Origin of the sequence: Vibrio sp. Y2-5 (assembly GCF_014596725.1) — a bacterium.
In the GTDB taxonomy this organism is placed as follows: Bacteria; Pseudomonadota; Gammaproteobacteria; order Enterobacterales; family Vibrionaceae; genus Vibrio.
Window position 1 is genome coordinate 486,703 of record NZ_JACVEG010000003.1, and the last position, 16,620, is coordinate 503,322.

Consider the following 16,620-nt stretch of genomic DNA (forward strand, 5'->3'; position numbering starts at 1 on the left):
ATGTTTCAGATTAATGCATTACTGTTAACCTAACCTCAGCAAAAAAATAATCAATTTTTAGTGAGGCCAGCTATGGAAATGACTAACGCTCAACGTCTTATTCTTTCAAATCAATACTTCTTAATGTCTCAGCTTGACCCTTCAAACTCGGCAAAATACAAGCGTATGCAAACCATTGTTGAACGCGGTTATGAACTTCAAATGTGTGAATTGAATAAAGAGTTCGGCTGTTTGAATGATGCACAGTGTCGCGAAGTTATCGACATTATGGAGATGTATCATGCGATGCAAGAGTCACACAAAATGCTCAGTGAAGAAGCCAGAAAAGACGTTGATGTACGTCGTTTGAATTTCTTAGGCTATGACATTGCAACAGAAAGTCAGTTGGTTAACTACGTGCGCTTCTTAGTCGATTCTGAAGGTCTTTACCCTCAGTTTGACAAAGGTGACCACCACTTCAACAGTCAAATGCCAATGGCTGAGAAATACCGTCGTATGCTCGCGACATGGCGCCATTGCCCGCGTCAGTACCATTTATCTGCGAATGAATTGCGTCAGATCTTTAACGCATAGCAAAAAGCTAACCACCATTAAAAACACTAGTTAAAAATGCAATAAGGCGGACACTGTCCGCCTTACTTATATCTAAAATTCGTGCTTAGAAAAGGTAAGCAATACCAAAAGAGACGGTAGTACTAATACCACTTTCTATGATTGGACTTTTTTCTATATCGCCTTCTAAATTCGTATAACGAACGTTTCCAGTCACTCTAACTGTATCAATAACATTCCAGTAAGCTGACGCGCCGATAAAGTACTGACCATCCCACTTCGCTTCAAATTCTGGCAATCCACTACGTGCCGCTTCTTCACGAGAAACACCATAGAGATGGTTATTTAACTTATCTGAGTTGTATGAATAACCAATACCCGGTGTCACTCCCCAATGACCAAAACGTAACGGGAAACGCAACGCCATTTCCGCATACAAACCATTATGCGTATCGCCAATGTCTGTCGCAGCAGAGGTTTCAAGCATACCTACAGGAGTCCTCAACTGATAACTGACACCGCCTAAAATTGTTGAAGAACGCTTATCCAACATTTGAATTTGTGCGTTGTCTGAATCTCCCGGTTTGAGTGTTCTCGGATCATAGATCAATCTGAAAACAAAGTTTTGCGGAGAACTCATCGGAAGGACTCGATAACCTGCATTGAAGCCACGTAGAAACAGGTGTTCGCCTTCATAACCGATAACAGGAATAACCGTTTGATTCGACGGGGTTTCCTTATAAACCGCCGGTGAATACGCGGCTGCGACGCCTAACGACCATTGATCAGGCTGCGCTTGAACAGGGAGTGCCATTGTTAAAGAGGAAGCAACAAACGCAGAAAAATAGAACTTATTCATAGTGATAGTTATGTCCATAGGTATGCAATCCATTGAACGACATCATACGAACCTATGCACACATTGACAATAAACATGAGAACTATTGTGATTTATAGCCTTTAAAACTGTCTTAGGGTCTCATTCATGAACCACTTTCGACGTAACAAGCACAAAATATTTCTTCTGCAAATATCAATTTCGAAATTTCTTTTTATCATCACTAATTTGAAATAAATGCATAATCTCTAAGCAAAATCGTGAATAGCAAACTAGTCTTAATTTGTTAGGTACTTATGTTTTAAAGCGGTTGGATGTCTGTGTGACATTATTAGAGGGGACTTATTATGAGTATTTTTGACCACTTTCAGGCACGCTATGAAGCAGCCAAGGATGAAGAGCTAACAATTCAAGAGTTCTTGAATCTATGTAAGGAAGACAAAAGCGCATACGCAAATGCAGCCGAACGCCTGTTGCTCGCCATCGGTGAACCCGAGATGATAGATACTTCAAAGGACCCTCGACTAAGCCGTATTTTTTCAAACCGAGTTATCTCCAGATACAAGACTTTTCAAGACTTCTACGGCATGGAAGAAGCGATAGAGCAAATCGTTTCGTACTTAAAGCATGCCGCTCAAGGTTTAGAAGAACGTAAACAAATTCTTTACTTACTAGGCCCTGTGGGTGGTGGTAAGTCTTCTCTTGCTGAAAAACTCAAAGCACTGATGCAACAAATGCCTATCTATGTCCTTTCAGCAAATGGCAAACGCAGCCCTGTAAATGATCACCCGTTTTGCTTGTTCGACGTCAACGAAGACGGAGAACTTCTCAAACAAGAATACGGTATAGAAAAACGCTACATCAAATCCATCATGTCACCTTGGGCAGCCAAGCGATTACATGAGTTTGGCGGTGATATTACCAAGTTTAAAGTGGTGAAAGTGCGCCCTTCCATCTTGGATCAAGTCGCGATAGCGAAAACCGAACCGGGTGATGAAAACAACCAAGATATTTCTTCACTGGTAGGTAAAGTCGATATTCGTCAGTTAGAACATTTCTCTCAAGATGATCCTGATGCTTACAGCTACTCAGGGGCATTATGCCGTGCAAACCAAGGTTTAATGGAATTCGTAGAGATGTTTAAAGCGCCAATCAAGGTGCTCCACCCTCTACTAACCGCGACACAAGAAGGGAACTACAACGGTACTGAAGGTCTTTCAGCCTTGCCGTTTGACGGAATGATACTCGCCCACTCAAACGAATCTGAATGGCAGGCTTTCCGCAATAACAAAAACAATGAGGCATTTCTAGACCGTGTTTACATCGTCAAAGTTCCTTACTGTTTGCGAGTTTCCGAAGAAGTCAAAATCTACCAAAAACTGCTTGATCACAGTGAGCTTTCCAACGCACCATGTGCACCAAGTACACTCGATCTGCTTGCTCAATTCAGCGTACTTTCACGTTTGAAAATTCCTGAAAACTCATCGCTATTTTCAAAAATGCGAGTTTACGATGGTGAAACACTGAAAGACACCGATCCAAAAGCGAAAAGCTACCAAGAGTATCGCGACTACGCAGGTGTCGATGAAGGCATGTCGGGGCTTTCCACTCGTTTCGCGTTCAAAATTCTCTCTCGTGTATTCAACTTCGACCACAGTGAAGTGTCAGCAAACCCAGTACATCTCTTCTATGTGATTGAACAGCAAGTGGAACGTGAACAGTTCCCACAAGAAACGGCTGACCGTTACTTAGAGTTTGTGAAAGGCTACCTAGTGCCGCGTTATGTCGAGTTCATTGGTAAAGAAATTCAAACTGCATATTTGGAGTCCTACTCTGAGTACGGTCAAAACATTTTCGACCGCTACGTCACCTATGCGGATTTCTGGATTCAGGATCAGGAATACCGAGATCCGGAAACTGGGCAACTGTTTGACAGAGCTTCACTCAACGGAGAATTGGAGAAAATCGAAAAAACCGCTGGGATCAGTAATCCGAAGGATTTCCGAAATGAAATCGTCAACTTCGTATTACGTGCACGTGCGAATAATAATGGTAACAACCCAGCTTGGACCAGCTACGAAAAATTGCGCACCGTTATCGAGAAGAAAATGTTCTCGAATACTGAGGAACTACTACCTGTTATCTCCTTTAATGCGAAAACCTCTTCTGAAGATCAGAAAAAACACGACAACTTTGTCGCTCGTATGATGGAGAAAGGTTATACCGAAAAACAAGTGAGACTGTTGTCTGAGTGGTATTTACGCGTACGTAAATCGTCTTAAACACTGTCTGTACCCAAAGAACTTGTTGTAAAGGGTATATCTGAAATTCAACTCAGCAGGCATCCAAGGACAGGATGCCTCGTTGGGGGAGCTATTCAGGTGACGTATACGGGGGAAGACTCATGCCGCAATTCATCGATAGACGATTAAACGGTAAGAACAAAAGCGCGGTGAACAGACAACGCTTTTTACGCCGTTATAAAGAACAGATTAAAGAGTCGGTTTCCGATGCGGTAAACCGCCGTTCAATCACGAACACAGAAACCGGCGAAGATGTCTCTATCCCAAATAAAGACATCAAAGAGCCGATATTTCACCAAGGTCAGGGAGGTATGCGTGAGCGTGTACACCCGGGCAATGACCAGTTCATACGCGGTGACAAAATAGAGCGTCCTCGCGGAGGCGGTCAAGGCGGAGGATCAGGCGAAGGTGAAGCCAGCCAAGACGGTGAAGGCGAGGACGAATTTGTATTCCAGATTTCCAAAGACGAATATTTGGATATTCTGTTTGAAGACCTCGAACTGCCCAATCTCGAAAAAAACCAAATCAATAAGATCACCGAGTGGAAAACCCATCGAGCTGGATACCAGACTGCGGGTTCAGCTTCTAACATTGCAATTGTCCGCTCTTTACAACAATCATTGGCACGCCGCACGGCGATGACCGCCAATAAGCGTCGTTTAATGAAAGAACTAGAAGAAGAGTTAGAGCGGATTAAAGCCGCAGAACCAGCTCAGCTTCTGGAAGAAAAGCGCATTAAAAAGGAGATTGAAGAGCTGCGCGCCAAAATTGAAAGTGTACCTTTTATTGATACCTTCGATTTACGTTTCAAAAATTATGAAAAGCGCCCTATTCCATCCAGCCAGGCCGTTATGTTCTGTTTGATGGACGTATCCGGTTCTATGGACCAAGCAACGAAAGACATCGCAAAACGTTTTTATGTCTTGCTCTATCTGTTCCTAACGCGCACATACAAAAATGTCGAAGTGGTTTTCATCCGCCACCATACACAAGCGAAAGAAGTCGATGAGCAAGAGTTTTTCTACTCTCAAGAAACAGGCGGTACCATTGTTTCTAGCGCGTTGAAGCTAATGGATGAAATCGTTAAAGAGCGTTATCCATTAGGAGAATGGAACATTTACGGAGCTCAAGCATCTGATGGTGACAACTGGGCAGACGATTCCCCTCGCTGTAAGGAACTTCTCACAGAAAAACTGTTACCTGCTTGCCAATACTATGCCTATATCGAGATTACTCGTCGCTCACATCAAACCTTATGGCACGAGTATGAAAAACTGCAACCAGCCTTTGGCAATTTTGCTATGAAGAACATTCGCAGTGTAGAGGATATCTTCCCTGTCTTTAGGGAACTATTCCAGAAGGAAACCGCATAGGGGGAGCGCGTATGACAACCAATACTACAAAAAATAAGTCAAATGCTGCGCCGAAGAAACGCGCAACCAAATCGAAAATTCTGCCCGATGGGCCGGATTGGACCTTTGACATCCTTGAGCAGTACCACACAGAGATAAAACGTGTTGCTGAGTTTTATAAACTGGATACCTATGAGAACCAAATCGAAGTCATCACTTCTGAACAAATGATGGATGCCTATTCCAGTATTGGTATGCCTATCAATTACAACCACTGGTCATTTGGTAAGAAGTTTATCCATACCGAACAAAACTATAAGCATGGGCAGATGGGGTTAGCGTATGAAATTGTCATCAACTCAGACCCTTGTATTGCCTATCTGATGGAAGAAAACACCGTCACCATGCAAGCGTTAGTTATGGCTCACGCCTGTTACGGACACAACTCTTTCTTTAAAGGAAACTACCTATTCCAGACATGGACCGATGCAAGTTCAATTATCGACTATCTGCTGTTTGCTAAAAATTACATTGCCGGATGTGAGGAGAAATATGGCGTTGATCAGGTAGAACGCCTATTAGACTCATGCCATGCCTTAATGAACTACGGTGTCGACAGATACAAACGCCCTGAGAAGATTTCTATCGCGGAAGAGAAAGCACGCCAAGAAGAACGCGAAGCGTATTTGCAGTCTCAGGTGAATGCCCTCTGGCGTACCGTTCCACAAAAAGCGAAAGCGGAGGACGACCAACCACGTTTCCCAAGTGAGCCACAAGAAAATATCCTCTATTTCATCGAAAAACACGCTCCACTGCTTGAACCTTGGCAGCGTGAAATCGTGCGTATCGTGCGTAAAATTAGCCAGTACTTCTATCCGCAAAAACAAACACAAGTTATGAATGAAGGCTGGGCAACGTTCTGGCACTACACCATTTTGAACCACCTGTATGACGAAGGATTAGTGACAGACAAGTTTATCCTAGAGTTTCTGCACAGCCATACCAGCGTTGTGGCGCAACCGCCATACAACAGTCGTTACTTCAGCGGCATCAACCCTTACGCGTTAGGGTTTGCCATGTTTACCGACATTAAACGTATTTGTGAAAAACCAACCGATGAAGACTACGAATGGTTCCCTGAACTGGCAGGGACAGACTGGTTAGAAGCGGTGCATTTCGCTATGCACAACTTCAAAGATGAAAGCTTTATCAGCCAGTATTTATCACCGAAACTGATCCGCGATTTCAAACTTTTCGCCATTACAGACGACGACAGAAAGAACTTCATTGAAGTCACCGCCATTCACAATGACAGCGGCTATCAGCAAATACGGGAAAAGCTCGCTGCTCAATACAATCTGAGTAACTTGGAACCTAACATCCAAGTATTCAGCGTCGACGTTCGTGGAGACCGTTCCATTACATTGCAATATGTCCCCCACGACCGAATTCCTTTAGACCCAAGCTACGAGGAGGTACTTAAACACATGCATCGCCTATGGGGTTTTGAAGTCAAATTAGAGGAGGTAAAAGACACTGGAAGAAGAGAAATCCTCGCAACCTGTCCTAAAAAAGGTGATCACGAAAAGTGATTATCGTTGCGACAACTAAAACATCTAACCTAACAATTAGTTGTAAAAGTAAGTAGTTGTAAAAGTAAATAGTTCTATATAACGAACAAAGCCCCGGACTCTCGTCTGGGGCTTTTCTTTGTTTTGATTGCTTATGACTTACGACTGCTTTGCCACAATACTGCGTACTAACTCCAAATCTTCTGGAGTATCCACACCGGCAGAAGGCGCTTCCAGCGCAACTGCCACGTGGATTTTTTCGCCATACCAAAGTACGCGCAGTTGCTCTAAACATTCAATTTTCTCAAGCTGGCTAGGCTGCCAGTTGATATAGGTATTAATGAAACCAGCACGATAAGCGTAGATACCAATGTGACGCATTAAAGGCTGCACAATGGTTTTGTCTTCGGAAGCAAAGTTATCGCGATCCCATGGTATCGTTGCACGGCTAAAGTAGAGTGCATAACCGTCCTTATCCGTCACCACTTTCACAGCGTTGGGATTGAACACTTCACTTTCATGGTCAATTTCAACCGCCAGTGTTGCCATAGGCGCTTTGCTCGCAGCCAAATTATCCGCAACCTGACGAACAATAGCAGGTGGAATCAATGGTTCATCACCTTGCACATTGACTATGATGTGGTCATCTTCAATACCCATCAGTGCAACGACTTCAGCCAGACGCTCTGTGCCTGACTGATGGTCTGGAGAAGTCATACATACCGTACCGCCGAACGCTTTAACCGCCTGTTCAACACGAGCATCGTCAGTTGCAATAATCACTCTTTCAGCGCCCGCTAACAGAGACTGCTCATAAACCCACTGAATCATAGGTTTACCACCGATATCCGCGAGCGGTTTACCCGGTAAACGTGTCGACTGATAACGAGCAGGAATAACAACGGTAAATGACATTATCGTCCCTCGTCCATTGACATAGTACGAGCTTCCGGTTCAAGGAGAACAGGAATGCCCTCTTTGATTGGATAAGCAAGACGATCAAATTTACAAATGAGTTCTTGTTTATCTTTATCGTAAGTCAGTTTGCCTTTACATAAAGGACAAGCAACGATTTCAAGCAGACGGTGATCCATACTGTTCCATAACCTCTTTAATTGTTTCCACAATATGCTGCTCATCATGATGAGAGATCTGCGCTGAGACTGGTAGATACCACCAGTTTTCTTTCGCAAATGCAGCACATTTTACAGCGTCTTTTTCTGTCATAACCACATGATCCCCACGTGTTGCTAATGCAAACAACTGTGATGAATCAAAATCTTGGTGGTCAGCAAATCCATGTTCTACGACAGGTTTAGCACCAAGCTCTTTTAAGGTATTAAAAAAGCGTGGAGGGTGCCCAATACCCGCCCAAGCAACGATGTTCGACAAAGTATTCACAGGCACTCTTTCTCCCGTGACCATATTTACCGCCAAATCAGGTTGCAGTGTCATTGCCACTTCGCCCGCCAGCGGCGTTCCGCCGTTAGTAATCGTAAAATCCACTTCCTTCAAACGTGACACAGGCTCACGCAGTGGACCCAAAGGCAGTAACTGCTCATTGCCAAATCGTCTCACGCCATCAACAACGGCAAATTCAATATCACGATCCAGTGCGTAATGCTGCAAACCATCATCGGTAATAATAATATCGATGTTTTCTTTCAGCAGTGCTTTCACAGCATTAGAGCGAATGGGGTCAACCGCAACAGGCGCTTTGGTGCGCTGATAAATAAGCTTGGGTTCGTCACCACAGTGGGCTGTCGACGTGTTATCTGCAACTATCAATGGATAAGAAGGCGCTTTCGCTCCATATCCCCGAGAAACCACACCGGGTTTATAACCTAGACGTTGAAGCGTTTCGACCAACCAAATAACCACGGGCGTTTTACCATTACCACCAGCCGTAATATTGCCAACGATAACAACAGGCACTGGTGCCTTGTAGCTCTGTTTCTTTCCGGATTGAAATGCCTTTCTGCGTGATCGGCTCACCGCTTTAAACACAAGGCTTAATGGCCACAAAAGTGGCCATAAAAGAAAACGAATCGGATGATGTTGAAACCAGATTTTTTCAATCACAGTTCGAACCTACTCACCAAATTGAATTCGGTGTAGCTGCGCATAAGCACCATCTTTTTCAATCAATTCAGCGTGTTTACCGCGTTCAATAATTTCACCTTCATCAACAACCAAGATTTCATCTGCTTGTTCGATGGTTGAAAGTCTGTGTGCAATAACCAGTACAGTTTTGTTCTTTTGCAGCTCATCCAACGCCGCTTGAATAGCACGTTCAGATTCGGTATCCAACGCCGATGTTGCTTCATCTAGAATCAACACTGGGGCATCACGCAATAGTGCTCGCGCAATAGCGATACGCTGACGCTGACCACCAGATAAGCTTGTTCCATTCTCACCAATAATGGTATCTAGACCATGCTGCATACCATTAATAAACTCCATCGCATGAGCTAAACGAGCCGCTTCTTCAATTTGCTCTCGAGTGTACTCACCCTCTGCAGCGTAAGCGATGTTGTTTGCAATCGTATCATTGAACAAATGCACGTTCTGTGAAACCAAAGCGAAGTGTTTACGCAGGTTAGTCAGTTTGAAATCACGAACATCGTGGCCATCTAACTCAATCGCACCGGAGTCCACATCGTAAAAACGTGTAAACAGGTTAGCAATGGTTGATTTACCCGAACCAGAACGCCCAACCAGAGCCACGGTTTTACCCTGAGGGATCTCAAAACTCACGTGTGATAACGCTGGCTTTTCTTTGCCAGAGTAAGTGAAAGTCACATCTTTCACTGCAATCTCACCACGAACCTTATCCGTTTCAAAAGTACCGGTATCGCGCTCGGTTTCAAGATCCATTAGGTTGAATAGTGTTGAACTTGCCGCCATACCACGTTGGAACTCAGAAGTTACATTGGTCAACGCTTTTAAAGGACGCATCAAACCAAACATCGCTGAGAAAACCACACTAAAAGTACCCGGAGTCAGTTCAGCACGAATACTGTCATTACTGGCGAGCAGCAACACAGTCACTAGCGCTAACGACGCAATCATTTGGATTACGGGATCCGCAATAGATTGAGCCGCGACCATCTTCATGGTTTGCTGACGCATGCGATTACTCACGTCGTCAAAACGTTCACGTTCTACCGCCTGACCACCGTAGCTTAGTACCACTTTATGGCCTTTCAGCATTTGCTCAGCCGACGACGTCACATCGCCCATCGTGGTTTGCATATTTTTAGAAATTTTGCGGAAACGCTTAGAAACAAAGCGGATACCTAAAGCAACTATCGGTGCAACAACGATCAGTACTAACGAAAGCTGCCAGCTGTTCCAGAACATCAGTGTGAGCAAACCGATAATGCTTGCACCTTCACGTACGATACTCACTAAAGCTCGGCTAGTCGCACCAGATACTTGTTCAGAGTCGTAAGTAATACGTGACAATAAGCTACCGGTTGGTTCTTTATCAAAGAACGTGACTGGCATGTGCATGAAATGGTGGAAAATCGCGCGGCGCATTTGCATGACCACATTCCCGGAAACCCAACTTAGGCAGTAGGAAGAAACAAATCCACTCAGGCCTCGAACAGCCATCACACCAAGAATAATAAACGGGATTACTTGTAAGAAATTAGATTCAACGTCACCAAAACCTTCGTCAAGAAGAGGTTTCAGTAGAGAAATCATGTAGGTATCAGAAACGGCATTCACTATTAAAGCAATGACAGCGACATATAGCCCTGTTTTGTAGAGGCGGATGTAAGTCCACAAGCGTTTAAATGTTTGCCATGTTGTTTCGTCGGTATTCAGTGACATATAAGTGCTTATTCTTATTTCAATATTGGGCGTCATTCTACCTCTTTACGTAGCATCTGCCTATACCAAGGGATAAGCCCATGTCGTCGTAGAGTGGTTAAATGGCGACTTTCCGCTCTATATCGCAGTGTTATCTGGCCGCTTTCCCCTGTGTCATACCATTCAGCACCCAAACTTGTGTATCTCTTCACTATCTCAGGGTTGGGCAGATTCCATCGATTCGTTTTATCTAAAGAAGCAATCGCGAGTTTTGGTGAAACTCGCTCAATAAACGCGACGGTGGACGATGTTTTGCTGCCATGATGAGGAACGATCATGACATCACTTTGTAAAATTGCATTGTCTCGCGCCAGTAACCATTCACCAACAGCAGTAACATCCCCCGAAAGCAATACGCTATGGGTATGCTTCATATCTGAAACGCGGACTACGCATGAATGCTGATTGAAGGCACGATCAACTCGCTTTGGCGGCCATAGCACTGAAAAATACAAACCTTGCCACTGCCACTCTTCACCGCGTACACAAGCCAAAGCGTCTTTCAGATACTGACTGGTATAGATATAGCTCGGAGACAATAACTGGTCGACATCCTCTCTGCCACCAGCATGGTCATCATCGAAATGGCTGTATATCACCGTATCAATTGTGTCCGTCCCCCTTTTTGCAAGCAGTGGAGCAATGACAGAGTGAACATAGCTACCGTTGTCCCAACTGCTTCCTGTATCGTAAAGCAAGGTTTTCCCCTCCTTTTCAATCACAACGGCCAGACCGTGACCAACATCGAGTACATCTATTCGCCAATCATAAGATGGAGTTCTAAAAAATAAGGTTCCAGCTAAAACTACCGCTATCAACACTTGACTAAAACGGCTAACAATTGTTCTCAGTAACCCAATTAGGGTCAAAACCAACATCAACTGAAAAAGCCATTCACTGATGTTAATCCAACCTGAAGTCGCGTAAGGAAGCGCATGCGCAAGTGGTTGAAAAGAAAAGTCGACGAGTTGCCACAAACCTTCGATATAGGGAAAATCAAGGCAGGTAGCAATTACCGCCACGAAAAGCATTGGGATAATAAAAAAAGAGAACCAAGGGATAAAAACCATATTGAACAGGGTCGATACCCAGCTTACTCCACCAAAGAAGTAAGCACTTACAGGCGCCATCAGCAACACCAATGTCACCTGCCCTGCGATAAATCTAGTCCACCATTTTTTCCAGTGAACCGTGATAGAACAAAGATAAATAACGATACATACAGCAATAAAAGAAAGCCAAAAACTGCTCGCTAAAGAAGCGAATGGGTCAGTAATGAGCACAGCAGCTAAGGTGAGCAAAATTCGCCGAAATACGGATACATGTATCCGCAAGACAATAAGAAGCACATTGAGCAAACACATAATCAATGCTCGCTGTGTTGGCAACGTAAAGCCAGCAAGCCACGCATAGCTCACCGCAAAGGAAACGCCCAAAACAAACGGAAACCAAACCAAACTCGGATGGAGTCTTGATATCCCCAGACCAAGCACATAGCCTATTCCAAATGCGATCCCTATATGCAGACCTGAAATCGCCACCAGATGAATTAACCCACTGTTTCTTAGTTGCGTCCAATCTGTTTGACTTAACCCAGAACGCTCGCCGAACATCAAAGCAGTAATCATTCCTTTAAAGGGACTGCTCGATATTTGTGTTTGAACCGTGTCGTGAATCCGGGATCGTATACTTAATCCAGAAATAATCTGAAAGCGAGAATTGTTAACGACCGATGCTCTCGCCACCCAACCTTGGCTTAAATAGTAGGATTCCGCATCAAATCCAACTTCATTCAATCTGCCAACAACCGGTTTTAATTTCACTGCAAATTCAAAGTGTTCACCAATTTGCAATGGCAGAGGCGATATCAAACGAACACGAGGGGGGAACCATTCACTAACAAAGTGGTCATTTATTTGATGTATGGCAACTGAACCTTCATATCCATAACTTATTTGTTTAAAAAAGCTGTCAACTTTTCCTTTTATGGTAATATCCAGCCCTGCTTGAAAAATGCTACTGGATTGAGTTTTTACAGCGTTGCCATGTGTTATTATCACAAGCAATGCAAGTACGATCCCGCCCCAGCACCTAAGCTTAGTGAATCGAACACTAAGAATGATAAAAAGTGGGCAAAATAGCGCAAAACCCAAATCTGGCATATAAGGCCAATAGGGCGATGACAAAACAGTGAGCGAAAACGAAGCAAGCGTCCAATTTTTCGATAAGAGAGTCATGGTTCCCTATGCCAAGAAAATTCATCAAAAAATTTATGCCTAACCATGACGTTATTAAGCGTCAAAAGGCATTAAAAATTTTTGGCAATGTCCTATATAACCCTAACTTGTGGTGTCTAAATAGACGCTCAGCAGCGGGTGCTTTTGCTGTTGGTCTCTTCATGGCGTTTGTTCCACTGCCAAGTCAGATGATCATGTCCGCAGGTATAGCCATCGCTTTAGGTGTTAATCTGCCGTTAGCTGTTGCTTTGGTATGGATTACAAACCCAATTACCATGCCGTTCATTTTCTACATCGCCTATAAGCTTGGAGCTTGGTTACTTAACATCCCACCGCAGAATTTTCACTTCGAGCTTTCTTGGGATTTTCTGGCACATCAAATGGGCACCATCGCTCCACCATTCCTGTTAGGATGCGCGATTTGCGCTGTGGTGGCTTCCATAGTCGGCTACTTCGGCATTCGTGGTTTATGGCGTTATTCTGTAGTGAGAAGCTGGCAGAGACGACGTACGAAAATAACCTGAAAACTCAGAGATAAAATAAGGCACGTTCGAACTTGAGATAAGCTTATTAATCAGTGATGAAACGAATGTAGCGCAAACATGAAAAAAGGACCTTACGGTCCTTTTTTCTTTTCCATCACCTAACTGAGGTAGCTAACGTTGGCGTTTTATTTGCTGCTCAGAACAGAGGCAGGATTGAGCTTACTCGCTCTGGATGCCGGATACCAAGTTGCCAACAAACTTAAGGCAATTGCAGTCCCTGACACTAACAACACATCTCCTGCAATCACTTGCGATGGTAAGAAATCCACAAAGTAGATATCCCCAGATAAAAATTGATGACCAATCAATGACTCTAGACCTTTCACCATAGGAGTAAGATTTAACGCCACCAACACGCCCAACACGCTGCCAACAACGCCACCTAGCACGCCTGAAAACACACCTTGCCAAACAAAAATGCGCTTAACCAAACCATCGCTTGCACCCATGGTGCGAAGAATCGCGATTTCTCCGGCTCGGTCTTTTACCGCCATCATCAGAGTAGAAACAATGTTGAAGCTGGCGACCCCTATTACCAATACCATCACGAGATACATGATGCTGCGTACCATTTGAATATCACGATAAAGAAAACCGAACTTTTGCTGCCAGCTACGAAGGTAGACATATTCATTTAACGTCGTCCCCACTTCGCGCACTACAGTCGTTGCAGACAAAACATTACGCACTTTGATAGAGACACCCGTAACCGCATCGCCCAAGTTTGAATATTGCTGCGCATCTTCAATCGGCAGGAGTGCCAGACTGTGATCAATTTGCCCATTTAAGGCCAAAAGCCCTGCAATTTTTACCCGAACCCGCTTCGGCGCTTGAACTCTGTTTTCGCTGTTAGCGCTAGGGATCATCAAGGTAATGAAATCGCCAACTTTAGCGTCCAATTTATCGGCAACACCTTTGCCCAGAATCACTTGTTGCTGACCAGCCGTAAAAGCTTGCCACGCATTATCGGTTACGTATTGAGAAAGGCTGGAAACCGCTCGCTCCATCTGCGGATCAACGCCTCGAACTTCGATGGCTTTGAGCTGAGATCCTTTTTCTGCCAATGCCGTCATTTTCACATAAGGCGCTGCGGCCTCTACTTCAGAATTTTCATTCGCTTTTTTAACAATGTCCTGCCAGTTATTAATCGGCTGGCGGACACCTTCAAACTCGCCATGTGGGATCACAGACAGAACACGATTTTGCAATTCGCGCTCAAAGCCGTTCATTGCAGAAAGGCCGATAATGATCACCGCAACCCCCACCGCAATACCGATGGTTGAAGAAAGAGAAATAAAGGAAACCATTTTATTCCGCTGTTTTGCACGACTAAAACGGCCTCCAATGAACATTGATAGTGAAGAGAACACTACGCCTCCTCCACATCAAGCAATAAACCATCTTTCATATGCATCTGGCGATCCATTTTCGCCGCCAGTTCCCCGTCGTGGGTGACGACTAGGAAAGCGGTTCCTGATTCTCTGTTCAGTTCACGCATCAGATCATAAATGGACAATGCCGTTGTGTGGTCCAAGTTACCCGTTGGTTCATCTGCCAACACAAGATCAGGTTTGTTGACCAGTGCTCGAGCAATCGCAACACGTTGGCGCTCGCCACCAGACAATTCTGAAGGACGGTGCTCTAAACGGTGACTCAACCCTACTCGTTCCAGCAAGGCTTGCGCCGCCGCTTTCGCTTCAGAAACTTTCATACCACCAATCAGAAGTGGCATAGCCACGTTTTCCAAAGCAGAAAAGTCAGCCAATAAATGATGGAACTGATACACAAACCCCAGGTGCTTGTTGCGAATTTTCGCCTGCTTATTGGAATGTAAACTTGTCAGATCTTGCCCAAGAAACTCAACACTACCTTCGGATGCATCATCAAGCGCGCCGAGAATGTGTAACAGAGTACTTTTACCCGAGCCGGAAGAACCGATAATTGAGACGAGTTCTCCACGCTGAATATCGAAGCTGACGCCTTTTAATACCTGAGTTTGTAGTTCGCCTTCTTGGTAAGTTTTGCAAACTTGGTGACAACGTAAAAGGTTATTCATAACGTAAAGCCTCAGCGGGTTTAACAGATGATGCACGGTAAGAAGGGAATAAAGTTGCAAGCAGGCTCAGGCATATCGCCAAGACCACCACAATGAAGATTTGAGTTGGGTTGATAACCACTGGCAACTCACCACCCAGCGAGAACAGAGCAACACCCAAGCTATCCAAAATGGTATTCAAGTTACTCGCCAGCAACACGCCTAAAGTTCCACCTACGATGGCGCCGATCACACCGCTGCTGGCTCCTTGAACCATGAAAATCGCCAGTACTTGACGGTCTGTCATGCCCTGTGTTTTCAGAATAGCGACTTCAGCCTGTTTCTCCATCACCACCATAATCAGGGCAGAAATAATATTAAAAGCTGCTACACCAACAATCAGCCCGAGCATTAAGCCCATCATGTTCTTTTCCATCCCTACAGCTTGGAAAAGCTCACCGCGCTGTTCACGCCAGTCCGTCCAATGCCAACCTTCTGGTAACTTTGTATTAGCAAGCTCACCTACAACAAATGGGTCTTCAAAAAACAGGCGCCATCCAGATACCGTATCTTGATTAAATCTCAGCAATTTTCCCGCATCGCTGATATGGGTAATCATTAACTGCCCGTCAACATCGGAACCAGTATTAAAAATGCCCGCTACTGTAAAATTACGCTGACTTGGAATACGTCCCAGAGGCGTAAACTGACTGGCACTGGTAACCATTAATCTGACTTTATCGTGCAGTGATACATTGAGATTGCGAGCCAATGTATGCCCCAAAAACACTCGGTATTCACCTGCTTTAAGAGCCGAAAGGCTGCCAGCAATCAGGTAATCCATAATTGGGTCATTGTCATTCGGCTCAATACCAACCATCAATCCCGCAGCTAACTGAGACGGGCTCTGTATAACCGCTTCGCTGCGAACAATGGGTTCAGGACTACGCTGACTGGATAACTGAGTAATAAATGCTGGCGCTTGCTCTGTAAGAGTCGTTTTATCTTGAGCTTGAGAAACCACCGCTTGTGGCAAAACGCCAAGAATGCGACTTTTAAGCTGTGCTTCAAAACCATTCATGACAGAAAGAACGGTCACTAGAGACATCACGCCTATCGTAATACCAGCGGTAGACATATAAGACACGAATCGACTGAACCTGTCACCGGAGCGTCCTCTGAGATAACGCAGGCCGATAAAGGTCGATATCGGATGAAACATAATAAAAACCAATAAAATAAGATGCCGATACTGTAACGATAAACCCGCCAAGGTTGTAGCTTTTCTTTGCCAAATCTCTGTAAGAG

The 16,620-nt window shown here is 44.5% G+C and carries 14 protein-coding genes; 5 read left to right on the top strand and 9 right to left on the bottom strand.

Features of this window, described 5'->3' with window-relative positions; translation table 11 throughout:
• The first annotated feature begins 72 nt into the window (after nucleotides 1–72).
• Complete coding sequence (locus HUO09_RS11665) at nucleotides 73–573, top strand: YfbU family protein (protein WP_167411067.1); 501 nt, start codon at nucleotides 73–75, stop codon at nucleotides 571–573.
• Nucleotides 574–658: 85 nt separating this feature from the next.
• Here HUO09_RS11665 and HUO09_RS11670 read toward each other — a convergent pair whose 3' ends face one another.
• Nucleotides 659–1,411, bottom strand: coding sequence for a MipA/OmpV family protein (locus HUO09_RS11670; RefSeq protein WP_167411082.1), 753 nt, complete (start codon nucleotides 1,409–1,411; stop codon nucleotides 659–661).
• A 326-nt stretch (nucleotides 1,412–1,737) separates the two neighbouring features.
• Between HUO09_RS11670 and HUO09_RS11675 the strand changes: the two genes are divergently transcribed.
• The 3 genes from HUO09_RS11675 (at nucleotide 1,738) to HUO09_RS11685 (ending at nucleotide 6,637) form a co-directional block, all read left to right on the top strand.
• Complete coding sequence (locus HUO09_RS11675; RefSeq protein WP_167411068.1) at nucleotides 1,738–3,672, top strand: PrkA family serine protein kinase; 1,935 nt, start codon at nucleotides 1,738–1,740, stop codon at nucleotides 3,670–3,672.
• Between the two features lie 122 nt (nucleotides 3,673–3,794).
• A complete protein-coding gene (locus HUO09_RS11680; RefSeq protein ID WP_188234083.1) occupies nucleotides 3,795–5,066 on the top strand; it encodes a YeaH/YhbH family protein in 1,272 nt (423 codons plus the stop codon).
• Between the two features lie 11 nt (nucleotides 5,067–5,077).
• Nucleotides 5,078–6,637 carry a SpoVR family protein gene (locus HUO09_RS11685; protein ID WP_167411070.1) on the top strand — a complete coding sequence of 520 codons (1,560 nt, stop codon included), beginning with the start codon at nucleotides 5,078–5,080 and terminating at the stop codon, nucleotides 6,635–6,637.
• 138 nt (nucleotides 6,638–6,775) lie between these two features.
• Here the strand turns inward: HUO09_RS11685 and kdsB are convergent, their stop codons facing one another.
• The 5 genes from kdsB to HUO09_RS11710 are packed head-to-tail and all read right to left on the bottom strand — an operon-like array spanning nucleotide 6,776 to nucleotide 12,732.
• Nucleotides 6,776–7,531, bottom strand: a complete 756-nt coding sequence (gene kdsB / locus HUO09_RS11690; RefSeq protein ID WP_188234084.1) for a 3-deoxy-manno-octulosonate cytidylyltransferase — start codon at nucleotides 7,529–7,531, stop codon at nucleotides 6,776–6,778.
• Nucleotides 7,531–7,710, bottom strand: a complete 180-nt coding sequence (locus tag HUO09_RS11695; RefSeq protein WP_102940655.1) for a Trm112 family protein — start codon at nucleotides 7,708–7,710, stop codon at nucleotides 7,531–7,533. The genes kdsB and HUO09_RS11695 overlap by 1 nt, the downstream gene beginning before the upstream one ends.
• Entirely contained in the window at nucleotides 7,691–8,698 is a 1,008-nt protein-coding gene (gene lpxK, locus HUO09_RS11700) for a tetraacyldisaccharide 4'-kinase (RefSeq protein ID WP_188234085.1), read from the bottom strand. Before lpxK ends, HUO09_RS11695 begins: the two co-directional genes overlap by 20 nt.
• A gap of 9 nt (nucleotides 8,699–8,707) precedes the next feature.
• On the bottom strand, nucleotides 8,708–10,456 hold the full coding sequence (gene msbA / locus HUO09_RS11705; RefSeq protein ID WP_167411083.1) for a lipid A ABC transporter ATP-binding protein/permease MsbA: 1,749 nt from the start codon (nucleotides 10,454–10,456) through the stop codon (nucleotides 8,708–8,710).
• A 32-nt stretch (nucleotides 10,457–10,488) separates the two neighbouring features.
• A complete protein-coding gene (locus HUO09_RS11710; RefSeq protein ID WP_188234086.1) occupies nucleotides 10,489–12,732 on the bottom strand; it encodes a DNA internalization-related competence protein ComEC/Rec2 in 2,244 nt (747 codons plus the stop codon).
• Nucleotides 12,733–12,740: 8 nt separating this feature from the next.
• Here HUO09_RS11710 and HUO09_RS11715 point away from each other — a divergent pair, with 8 nt between their 5' ends.
• Nucleotides 12,741–13,256, top strand: coding sequence for a DUF2062 domain-containing protein (locus HUO09_RS11715; protein WP_167411074.1), 516 nt, complete (start codon nucleotides 12,741–12,743; stop codon nucleotides 13,254–13,256).
• A gap of 146 nt (nucleotides 13,257–13,402) precedes the next feature.
• On the opposite strand, the gene lolE is transcribed toward HUO09_RS11715, so the two are convergent.
• From lolE to lolC, 3 genes are read right to left on the bottom strand one after another with little or no spacing between them, the layout of a single operon-like run.
• Nucleotides 13,403–14,647: a lipoprotein-releasing ABC transporter permease subunit LolE gene (gene lolE, locus HUO09_RS11720; protein ID WP_188234087.1), complete on the bottom strand. Its 1,245-nt coding sequence runs from the start codon at nucleotides 14,645–14,647 to the stop codon at nucleotides 13,403–13,405.
• The gene (gene lolD / locus HUO09_RS11725) at nucleotides 14,647–15,333 is read right to left on the bottom strand and encodes a lipoprotein-releasing ABC transporter ATP-binding protein LolD (RefSeq protein WP_102953892.1); all 687 of its coding nucleotides are present in this window, start codon (nucleotides 15,331–15,333) and stop codon (nucleotides 14,647–14,649) included. Before lolD ends, lolE begins: the two co-directional genes overlap by 1 nt.
• A complete protein-coding gene (lolC, locus tag HUO09_RS11730; protein WP_188234088.1) occupies nucleotides 15,326–16,534 on the bottom strand; it encodes a lipoprotein-releasing ABC transporter permease subunit LolC in 1,209 nt (402 codons plus the stop codon). The genes lolD and lolC overlap by 8 nt, the downstream gene beginning before the upstream one ends.
• Nucleotides 16,535–16,620 lie beyond the last annotated feature (86 nt).